Annotated in this window: 2 protein-coding genes; one reads left to right on the top strand and one right to left on the bottom strand. The window is 35.6% G+C overall.

Annotated features, from left to right (window positions below; genetic code table 11):
• Positions 1–261 precede the first annotated feature (261 nt).
• Positions 262–4,920, top strand: a complete 4,659-nt coding sequence (locus tag F6K40_RS07495) for a GAF domain-containing protein (protein ID WP_293133589.1) — start codon at positions 262–264, stop codon at positions 4,918–4,920.
• Positions 4,921–5,193: 273 nt separating this feature from the next.
• On the opposite strand, the gene F6K40_RS07500 is transcribed toward F6K40_RS07495, so the two are convergent.
• Positions 5,194–10,653, bottom strand: coding sequence for an ATP-binding sensor histidine kinase (locus F6K40_RS07500; RefSeq protein ID WP_293133592.1), 5,460 nt, complete (start codon positions 10,651–10,653; stop codon positions 5,194–5,196).
• Positions 10,654–11,722 lie beyond the last annotated feature (1,069 nt).

The following is an 11,722-nucleotide window of genomic DNA, read 5'->3' on the forward strand; positions in this document are numbered from 1 at the left end:
ATGTTGATTCAAACTTCTTTGAAACTCTTTTCTTATTAACTTTTGTAAATTTTTTATGTACTTAGTTTAATGTACATTAATACCATGGAAACTTTATCATTGAGCAAAAAATAAGGTCTCAAGCCTTCCCTTTCAAGGGGATGAAAAAAATATTCGATTCAATATTTCAAGCCTCTGACTTTAGGCAGAGGTACTGATAACTGATAACTGATAACTGATAACTGATAACTGATAACTGATAACTGATAACTGATAACTGAAATGACTTTGCCATATCTTTCTATTTTCATACAGAATAAATCCTTACTAATTACTATTTTGATTGCAGCGTTCGCGATTTCTCTGGTATTAGTAACTGCTTACAAATTTATTAATACAATTAAACGAATTCAAGATGGAGAACTAGAACAACAGCAAGAAAGAACTCGTCAACTTAACATTGAGTTTAAACGCGAACAACTTCTGGCAAAGATTATTAATCAGATTCGTTCTTCCTTAGATTTACAAACAATTCTAGAAACAACAGTGAGAGAAGTTCGCTCTTTGTTAGATGCTGATCGCGTCATTGTATATAAATTTTCTGCTGATAAGAGTGGTACAATTGTAGCTGAATCTGTGGGTAAAGAATGGATATCTACTTTATATCAAGAAATTCAAGATACCTGTTTCCAAAATGGTGAAGTAACTCGTTATCAAAATGGGCATCGTTGGAGTGTCAACGATATTCAAACAGCGAATTTAACAGAATGTCATCGCCAACTGCTAGAGCGGTTTGAAGTTAAAGCTAATCTAGTTGTGCCAATTATTTGCACTCAAAGTCAATACATTAACTCAAAACTTGAAAACGATGCAGTTTCAGCTAATTCTGGTCAACTTTGGGGTTTATTAATTGTTCATCAGTGTCACGCTCCCCGACGTTGGCAAGAGACTGACTTAGAACTAATAGACAGAATTGCTGAACATTTTACAGTCGCGATTCAAATGGCGCAACAAGTGCAAGAAATTCAGGAAAGTCAACAAGAAATTCAACAAGTCAAAGACTATGAGTTAGAACAACAGCGAGAAAAATCTCACGAACTAAATATACAAGTTAAACGCGAACAACTTCTGGCAAAGATTATTAATCAGATTCGGTCCTCCTTAGATTTACCAACAATTCTAGAAACAACAGTGACAGAAGTTCGCTCCCTGTTGGATGCAGATCGCGTTATTGTCTATAAATTTTCTACTGACAATAGCGGTATAGTTGTAGCAGAATCTGTGGGTAAAGAATGGATATCTACTTTATATCAAGAGATTCAAGATACCTGTTTACGAAGTAGTGGAGTAACTCGTTATCAAAATGGTCATCGTTGGAGTGTCAATGATATTCAAACAGCAAATTTAACAGAATGTCATCGTCAACTGCTAGAGCGGTTTGAAGTTAAAGCTAATCTAGTTGTGCCAATTATTTGTACTCAAAGTCAATATATTAACTCAAAGCTTGAAAACGATAGAGTTTCAGCTAATTCTGGTCAACTTTGGGGTTTATTAATTGTTCATCAGTGCCACGCTCCCCGACGCTGGCGAGAGACTGATCTAGAACTAATTGATAGAATTGCAGAACATTTTACAGTCGCGATTCAAATGGCGCAACAAGTGCAAGAAATTCAGAAAAGTAAACAAGAAATTCAACAAGTCAAAGAGTATGAGTTAGAACAACAACGAGAAAAATCTCGCAAACTAAATATGCAAGTTAAGCGAGAGCAACTATTGGCAAAGATTACTAATCAAATTTGGTCTTCCTTAAATTTACCAAAAATTTTAGAAACAACAGTGACAGAAGTTCGCTCCTTGTTGGATAGCGATCGCGTCATTGTTTATCAATTTTCTGCTAACAAAAGTGGTAAAGTTGTAGCTGAATCTGTAGGAGAAGAATGGACACCAAGTTTACATCAAAAAATTCAGGATACCTGTTTCCAAAGTTGTGAAGTAACTCGTTATCAAAAGGGTGATCATTGGAGTGTCAATGATATTCAAACAGCAAATTTAACAGAATGTCATCGCCAACTGCTAGAGGAGTTTGAAGTAAAAGCTAATTTAGTTATGCCAATTTTTTGCGCTCAAGCTCAAAATGCTAATTTCAAACATCATAATGTTAAAGTTGCAGCCATCCCAACACAACTGTGGGGTTTATTAATAGTTCATCAGTGTCGTGCCCCTCGATATTGGCAAGATAATGACTTAGAACTCGTCGAGCAAATTGCAGGACATTTGACGATCGCGATTCAAATGGCTCAAAGAGTTCAAGAACTTCAGAAGAGCAAAGAAGCTATCCAAGCTCTATACAAAATTACTACAGCTCAACATAGCAGCTTTGAGCAACGGTTACAACGATTGCTCGCCATGGGGCGTAAACATTTTAATATGGAAATTGGGATTCTCTCCCAGATACAAGGCGATCGCTATCAGGTTGTTGAAGCCCAACTGCCAAGTAAAGCTACGATTAAAGGGGCAGTTTTTGAACTCAAACAAGTCTACTGCCAAGAAACCATGCAAGGCAAAGGAGTAGTTTGTATTGAATCTGCTAACACCCCTGAGTGGAATAATCATCCCTGTCATACCACATTTGGATTAAAGTCATACATTGGAATCCGGGTAATTTGTCATGGCAAAGTATATGGAACTCTCAGTTTCTCTAGTCTCAGTCCTCGGTTGACACCCTTTACAGAGGTAAATCAGGAACTGTTGAAACTAATGGCTCAGTGGATTAGTGGAGAAATACAACGTCAGGAAGTAGCAGAAGAATTAAAACAAACCCGCGATCGAGCTCTTTGGGCAATGAGAGCAAAAGGGGAATTCTTAGCCACAATGAGCCATGAAATTCGGACGCCAATGAATGGGGTAATTGGGATGACGGGATTGCTATTAGATACCCATCTAGATGAAAAGCAGCACAATTTTGTCGAAACTATTCGCAATTGTGGGAACTCACTGCTAACTATTATCAACGATATTCTAGATTTTTCCAAAGTTGAATCTGGGAACCTAGAGTTAGAGAAGCAGCCATTTGAAATTCATATTTGTATAGAGGATGCTTTGGATCTATTGGCTCCGAAAGCAGCAGACAAAAACTTAGAATTGGCTTATACGATTGATGGGCAAACCCCTTATACTGTGCTTGGGGATGTGACGAGATTACGACAAATTTTAGTTAATTTGTTGGGAAATGCTATTAAGTTTACCCATGAAGGGGAAGTAGTAGTCTCAATCACTTCCAAGTCTCTTGATGATACTTATACGGAAATTTGCTTTGCTGTCAAAGATACAGGAATCGGAATTCCTGAAGATAAGAGGGATCGATTATTCAAGTCATTTACTCAAGTAGATTCTTCTACCTCTCGTCAATATGGTGGTACTGGTTTAGGGTTAGCTATCTCGAAGCGTCTGAGTGAAGTGATGGGCGGCAAGATGTGGGTTGAAAGTCAGGTGGGAGAAGGTTCAACCTTCTACTTCACCATCAAAGCTGAAGTCGTTGAGTCGGATATTAATAAACGTTTGTTCGGTACAGAATCTCTACTCAAGGATAAGAAAGTTCTGGCTGTTGACGACAATGCTACCAATCGTGAAATTCTTAAATTGCAAATGGAATCTTGGGGAGTAGAGCCTGAGATAGCTGCTTCAGGGGAGGAAGCACTTCAGAGACTAGAAGGTAAAAAACAATTCGATCTAGCTATTCTGGATATGCAAATGCCGGAAATGGATGGTAGAACTCTAGCACAAGAAATTCATACATATGCTCGGTATAAAGACTTGCCTTTAATCATGTTAACTTCGATTGTATACCTGGAAGATAATTTAACCGAAGTTGAAACTGAATTTGCTGCTTTCCTGAGTAAACCCATTAAGCAATCTCAACTTTATAATACTTTGCTGAAAGTTTTGGGCGGACAGCCAATTAAAGTTAAGCGAGCTCGTCCTCCTCAGAAGTTAGAACTCGATCCAGAAATGGCTGCTCGTTTGCCTTTGAGAATACTCTTGGCAGAGGATAATATAGTGAATCAACAGTTAGCAGTACAATTGCTAGGAAAGATGGGATATCGTGCTGACGTAGTAAGCAACGGCCTAGAAGTCATTGATGCTATATACCGTCAACCTTATGATGTAATTTTCATGGATGTCCAGATGCCCGAAATGGATGGTTTAACAGCCACAAAACGGATTGTTGTGGAAGGGGATGCTAGTAAACGGCCTCGTATTATTGCCATGACAGCCAATGCCATGCAAGGCGATCGTGAAATGTGCTTAGAGGCTGGAATGGATGACTACATTAGTAAGCCAATTCGAGTTGAAGAGTTAATTCAAGCATTACTGAAGTGTGAGCCAATAGAGCAAGCATCACCAGTTCAAACTTTTGTAGAAGTAGAGGCAATATCATCTCAAGAGTTGGATGAAAAATTAGCTAAGTCTCCCAAAATCTTAGATTCAAATGGAAATTCTGAGCAACTGTCTGATCAAGTTAAGCATCAAGACTTCGACAGCAAAATTTCTAGCAAAACTAATTTACAATCTGCTAAACCTGCAATTGATCAAGATGCTGTAAACAGATTACGAGAACTCTTTGGGGAAAATGCAGATGCTTTTTTTGAGAATATAGCCCATATTTTTTTAGAAGAAAGCTCTAAACAATTAGCAACTATTGCCACTGCCATCGAGCAAAAAGATGTAGTAAAAATGACATTACAAGCTCATACCTTAAATGGAAGTGCTGGTACTATAGGAGCATACAATTTAGCTGAAATTTGCCGAGAATTGGAAACATTAGGTCGAGCAAAAATGACTGAAGGAGCATTACAGCTACTAGATAAAATGTATGTGGAATATGAACAAGTTAAGTTAGAACTCAAACAAATAATGGAAAATTCAGCCTTGGTGAATTAGTGTATGATATTAATCTTAATTATTTAGGAGTAAGGAGTAAGGAGTAAGGAGTAAGGAGTAAGGAGTAAGGAGTAAGGAGTAAGGAGTAAGGAGTAAGGAGTAAGGAGTAAGGAGTAAGGAGTAAGGAGTAAGGAGTAAGGAGTAAGGAGTAANACACTTCCGACACCCCCCACACTTCCCACACCCCCCACACTCCCCACGCTTCCCACACTTCCCACACTTCCCACACTTCCCACACTTCCCACACTCCCCACACTTCCCACACTTCCCTACTCAAAAAAGGAGAGGAATTGAAATGACAAATTCTGAACCTGCTCCGGGAGAAGAAAAACATTCTAGTTGCCCCCCATGACGCTCTACAATAACTTGATAACTAATTGCTAAACCTAAACCTGTACCTTTACCTACTGGTTTTGTCGTGTAAAAAGGATCGAATACTTGCTTTTTGACTGTCTCAGTCATACCCGTACCATTATCAGCAATCCGAATTATCAGAAATTTTGCTGCTTGTATTTCTGTAGTAATAGTAATTTGAGGAGAGAAATAGCTGTTTTTGTTTCTCATTGGTTGTAGTACATCAATAGCATTAGTAATAATATTCATAAATACCTGATTTAGTTCTCCAGGAGAACATTTGACTTTGGGTAATTGAGCATAATTTTTCACAACTTGAATTTCTAATTCATGGGGTTTCCCTTTCAAGGTACTTTCTAGAATCATTAAAGTAGAATTAATTCCTTCATGTACATCTACATTCTTAACTTGTGAGTGATTAAGACGGGAAAAATCCTCTAGAGCTTTAACAATTTTTCTAATTCGATCAGCTCCTGCTTTCATTGAATTTAGTATATTTGGCAAATCTTCTATTAAAAAATCTAACTCCACATCTTCAATAATATCTGTTACTTTATCCACAGGTTCGGGATAGTTTTTCTGATAAACTTCAATGATATCTAATAAATTATGAGTATATTCCTGCGTATAATCAATATTGCCATAAATAAAGTTGACTGGGTTATTTATTTCGTGAGCTACACCTGCTACTAACTGCCCCAAAGATGACATTTTTTCGGTTTGAATTAGTTGAGTTTGAGTCCGTTTTAATTCTTTGAGGGTGTGAGCTAAGGTTTGATTTTTTTCGTTTAATTGTCGGGTACGTTCCTCGACTTTTTGTTCTAAAGTATCGTAAAGCAAAGCATTTTCCAGAGAAATTGCTGCTTGGGTGGTAATCATTTGTAATAAATGTAATCTTTCCGGAGTGAATGCACCTGTTGTTAAATTATTTTCTAAGTAGATAATACCTATAAGTTTACTCTGCTTGATAATAGGAGTACATAATATAGATCGAGGTTGCTTTCGTTTCAAATACGGATCATTTACCCATGTTGTTTGTGTAGTAGCATCGTCTAATACTTGGAATTTTTGAGTGCGCCACACATAGTTAATTAATGTCTGTGGTAAATCTTGACTTGCTGAAACAGGTATGACAGTTCGCTCAAAATTTTGGAGACATTGCTTATTACCCATAGGAAGCGCTGTATCTACAACATGAGTCATTGCTTCAAGGATTAACTCTTGATCTTTGACTAAGATCAGAGCGCATTTTTGTGCCCCCGCATTTTCCATCATCAACTTAATTAATGTTAAGAGCAAATTTTCTAACTTTACTTCTCCAGACAGAGTTTGAGAAACTTTAAGTAGAGTTTGTAGATCGAGGATATTTTCCCTGTTTGTGGTAGTAGTTTTAGTGGAGTTAATACCCTTGTTTAACACGTCGTTGTTTTCAGAAGAACTCAGCAACACTGGGGCGAGTAGTTCTGAATAGAATTTTTCTAAGTCTTTAACTTTGACTACTGCTCCCCAGTTAGTATATCCAAAGTAAGCTTCTAACATATAGGTTTGGGCAATTTTGGTTTTACCCCACTGTAGATAGAATTTAGCTGCTAGTTCATTTGCTATGGCAGTGTCTTGGATAAATTTGTGTTTTGTGGCGAAGGCGATCGCTTGTTCATAAGCTTCGATCGCTTCAAGTTTTTCATTTTGAATTTGATGATATTCTGCTTTCATCAAATAATATTTATGGGAGTGGTTTGCGGGTGCGTGTTGTGCCCAGAATTTCATTTTTTCTATGTTGGCACTCACTTGCTCTAGTATTTTTTCTTGTTCTGCAACTGCTGCAGTAGGGTACAAAGCTAATTGACTTAGGGAGCTATAAAAGTAGTATGCTGGAAAATAAAATAATCCAGCAACACCATTAGCATACTTTCCTGCCAGCACGGCATAATTTTTTGATTGCTGAAAATTTCCCAATAAATAAGACAGAATTAACTTATGAAAATAAATTAGAAATAAGCCATATCCATCATTGGTACTTTCATAAAAAGGAATAATTTTTTGCTCATCAAAAGCAGTACCTAATAATAATTCAGGGTTTTCTGTATGTCTTATTAAATTAAGCACAGCTTGATGACAAATTTGATTGTAATAGTAATTCCCGCCTTGTTTAATTTGTCTTAGAGAATTACTATGATTAGTTATTTCTGGCTCTAATTTATCTAGGGGTATACCTGATAAGTAACCATAACCACAATATTGAATACTTGCATAACCCGTGTATTCTAAATCTCCTGTTTCTAAACCTATTTTATAAATTTCTAAGAATTGAGGCACAATTTCGTGAATAGGTCTTTTCCAATGTTTAACCCCAAAGCAAAATATTTGTAATACTTTAGCTTTTAGCTCTTTACTGTTAAATTTTTCTAGTATTTCGCAGGCAAGTTTGCCAAACTCATATCCAGTTTCTATATCTTGTTCTACGATACATAAAAGAAAACCATAATTGACGCAAGAATATGCAAATAATGAACAAATTCCTGAGCTTAAAGAGAGATTTATTGGTGCACAGCAAGCCAGTATTAACAACTCGGGTTTACCAATAAATGAAATGGTAAAAAGTGATGATAAAATCTGCATCAATGCTAATTTTTTTTTGTCTTGCAACAATGGCAAATTTATCAGTTCAGATATCTTTTTTTTCCTCAATTTAGATTTAGTTTTTTGTAAAACCTCTTGATTATCTGATTGACTGGGATTTGCTGGAAAATTAATGCCAAATAAGGATAAAACAGATAAAGCAATATTTAAAGCTTCTGGTAGCTTACTCTGAGCAATACAAGCTTGTATTTGGATATCATAAACTTTGATTTTATCCAAAAGTCGAGCAGCTTTTTCTAAGACTATATTGATTAACTTATCCATTTCTTCAAACTCACCATTCAAGTAGGCAGCTTCTGCCTTTTCTTCATGGAGTTGTAATGTCAGTTCATATTGCGTTTCCCAACTGTTTTCTGCTAGTAGACTTATCCCTGTCTGACAATAAGCGATCGCTGCTTCATAAGCTGTAGATATTTTTGCTTTTATTCCTGCCTTTAAATTTAAACTTGCTAACTTTTCCCGCGCCTTGATTTCTGTAATTAATTCCACACCATAATTAAGTTGGTTGACAATCGCAAATATTTTTTCTTCTAGTTTTTCTTCTGGTGTATTTTTCAACAATAATCTACCGATTTTTAGATGAGTTTTTTGCTTATTTTTTTGGGGAATTAAACTATAAGCTGCCTGTTGAACTCGGTCGTGGAGAAAATTATATATTGGTGTTTGTAAATCTGGAGTCTCTACCCAATTATCATCTTTTTCTCCTTGATAAAATTTGTAGCTTTCATCTATTGGTAAAATCAATTCTTCTGACAAAGCTTTCCACAAAGATAATGCCGTTTCACCCATAGACTTCTCACATACTATCGATAAAGTTTTTAAGTCAAACTGGTTACTAATACAAGCTGCTAACTTCAATAATTCTTGAGTTGATTCGGGGAGTTTTTTGATTTGGGTTGCCATCAATTCCACCACATCTCCTGTGGCTGCCAATATTTTAATTTTTGCTAAATTGAATACCCATTTACACTGGTGATAATTATTATAAATTAATCCTTCTTTGTGCAAATATTTGATAAATTGAGTTGCAAAAAATGGATTTCCTCCTGTTTTTAGATAAACTTGTTCTGTAAGTGGCAATGATTCCTCTAAAGAATAATGGATAGTCTCAGCAACTAAATTATTCAGTGCTGACTTACTTAAAGGTGACAGAATTATTTGATTAACAATTGCTCCAGTTGTTTTGATTTCTTCTAGAGTTAATATGAAAGGATGCCCGGGATTTACTTCATTATCTCTGTAAGCTCCCATCAATAATAAATAGTTAATTTCTGTTTTTTCCATCACTAATTTTATTAACTTTAGTGATGCTAAATCTGCCCATTGTAAATCATCTAAAAATATAACTAATGGATGATCTGATTGAGCAAATACAGATATAAATTCTAAGAATAATAAATTGAAGCGATTTTCCGCTGCACTGGGAGATAATTCTGTGGCAGGAGGTTGTTTACCTATTAATAATTCTAGTTCTGGTATAACATCAATGATGACTTGTACTTCTTCTCCTAATATTTCCTGTAATTTTCTGGCGAATTTTTGTAACTTTTCTTCAGGTTCACTAAGGATTTGTTCGATCAATTCCGCAAAAGCATTCAACCAAGCTGAAAAAGGAAGATTTCGTTGAAATTGATCGAATTTTCCGGCAATAAAATAACCTCTTTTTTCAACTATTGGTTTATGAACTTCATTCACTAATGCTGATTTACCAATACCAGAAAATCCTGCCACCAACATCAATTCACTTTGAGATTTTTCTCGGTCAGAAATTCGGTCAAACGCTGTGAGTAATTTCTCTACTTCTTGCTCTCTTCCATAGAGTTTTTCCGAGACAATTAAATTGTTACTACGGTCTTTTGTGCCTAAATTAAATAGTTTTATTTGCCGATTATTCTCCAATTCGTACTGACATTTTTCTAGGTCATACCGTAATCCTGCTACTGTTTGATAGCGCTGTTCTGGCATTTTTGCCATCAATTTGAAGACTATGGAACTAACAGTTTCTGGTATGTTTGGATTAATGTCAATTATGGGTTGAGGACTTCGAGCAATATGACAATGAACTAACTCCATTGGGTCTTCTGAAGTAAAAGGAAGTTGCCCTGTTAATAGTTGATAAAATGTGACTCCTAATGAGTATAAATCACTCCGATAATCAATACCTCTATTCATTCTTCCTGTTTGTTCTGGTGATATGTAAGCCAGAGTCCCTTCCAAAGTATTAGGATTTCGGATTTCTAGAGTTTCTTTAGGTAGTTTAGTTGTGCTACTAAAATCTATAATTTGGATTTGTTTTGCCTGGGGATTAATGACAATATTTTGGGGTTTAATGTCTTTATGAATTATTTGATGATTATGTAATTCTTCTAGAGGGTTAATTATTTGTAGAGCAATGTGAAAAAATTGACTGATGTCTAGAGAAATAATGTTTAAATCAGAGGTATTTTGGTTCTTTAGATATTGGCAAAGAGAAATACCACCAAAATCTTCCATTACTAACATTAAACGTTGCTCAAATTTTTCCAGTGCTCGCATTTTTACGACTCCAGGAAAGTTCAAGTTTTTCACTAGAGTATAAGCGTTGCGATATTGAGTTAAATGCTTGAAATTAGGATAGGGATGGTTTGGTAACTTGAGAATAACTGGTTTTGGAGATGATGTTTCATAGGCGCGATAAACAACGGTGCGATCGCTAGCATATATTTGTTCCAGGAGTTGATAATTAAGAATTTTCTGCATAGGTGAATTTAATTAGAGGTAATCTATTCTATTTAGATTAATTCTGAGTACATAACAAAAATTTCTCAGGTCAAATAGTTACTACATTATACTATAGTAAAACAAATTAGTTATTGTTTTACTAACTATTCTTAGAGAAAAAAAGGGTTTGTATAAATGATTGTTTTGGTTATTGCAACCTCTTACTCTTTAATTCTTATCTCTAAATTTATAGTCTGTAACATACTAAATTTTTTCTTACCGAAAAATTAAGGTATAAAGTCTCTCCATTCATGGAGAAAAAGCGGTCGTTTCGCAGTGAAACCTCAGATCCAATCTCCCCTTGAAAAAGAAAAAAATTCCTTTTAACCCAATCCTCTTTTTTATAAGAAGACGTAATTATTAATTGTTAATTATTAATTATTAATTACTAAAACACCCTACTAGCAGATCTAGACTAAAATTTTTGTTAAAAAACTTAACACTCTAATCCTCTTCCTTTGTCCCCTTTAATATTAAATCCGGTTGAATACTTACATTATATAGTTAGGAGAAGTGGGGAGATTGAATAAAAGAGGGAACAGGGAACACTTAACCCACCCCTAACCCCTCCCAGGAGGGGAAGTAATTGATAATTTATGGATAAGAATTGATTTCCTGTTTGAATTTTCACGCCTGTGTCTAATGATAAAAAATCAATCAATTATCGTACTAGATACATAGTTTCCCCTTCCAACCTGCTCCGTAGAGATGTTATATGCAACGTCCCTCCGACCTTTTTTTTGGAGATATCTATTGTCTATTTAAAGTAGAAAATTATAAGCACATACTATGATAACCAAATTCTATATGAAAGGGTCAGGGGGTTTCTCCCCTCTCAAAGGATCAGGAGAGGAATTTGGGGAGAGGTCTTAATTTTATGAAACTTACCCAAACTCATAAATAAAGCAGAAAGCAGGAGGGAAGAGATTTTTGAGATTTTTACTTTTCGTTACATATAGCAGTCGAATATTGGACGCGGACATTTATAAATCCTGTTTGCGGAGCATTTCCCTATACGAAAAACCCTTTGACAGTTTACTATTCCCTC

Origin of the sequence: Okeania sp. SIO3I5 (assembly GCF_010672085.1) — a bacterium.
GTDB lineage: Bacteria > Cyanobacteriota > Cyanobacteriia > Cyanobacteriales > Microcoleaceae > Trichodesmium.

Excerpts from the sequence above, each read along its gene's own strand:
- F6K40_RS07495 (WP_293133589.1), top strand. The coding sequence starts at position 262 with ATGACTTTGCCATATCTTTCTATTTTCATACAGAATAAATCCTTACTA.
- F6K40_RS07500 (WP_293133592.1), bottom strand. The coding sequence starts at position 10,653 with ATGCAGAAAATTCTTAATTATCAACTCCTGGAACAAATATATGCTAGC.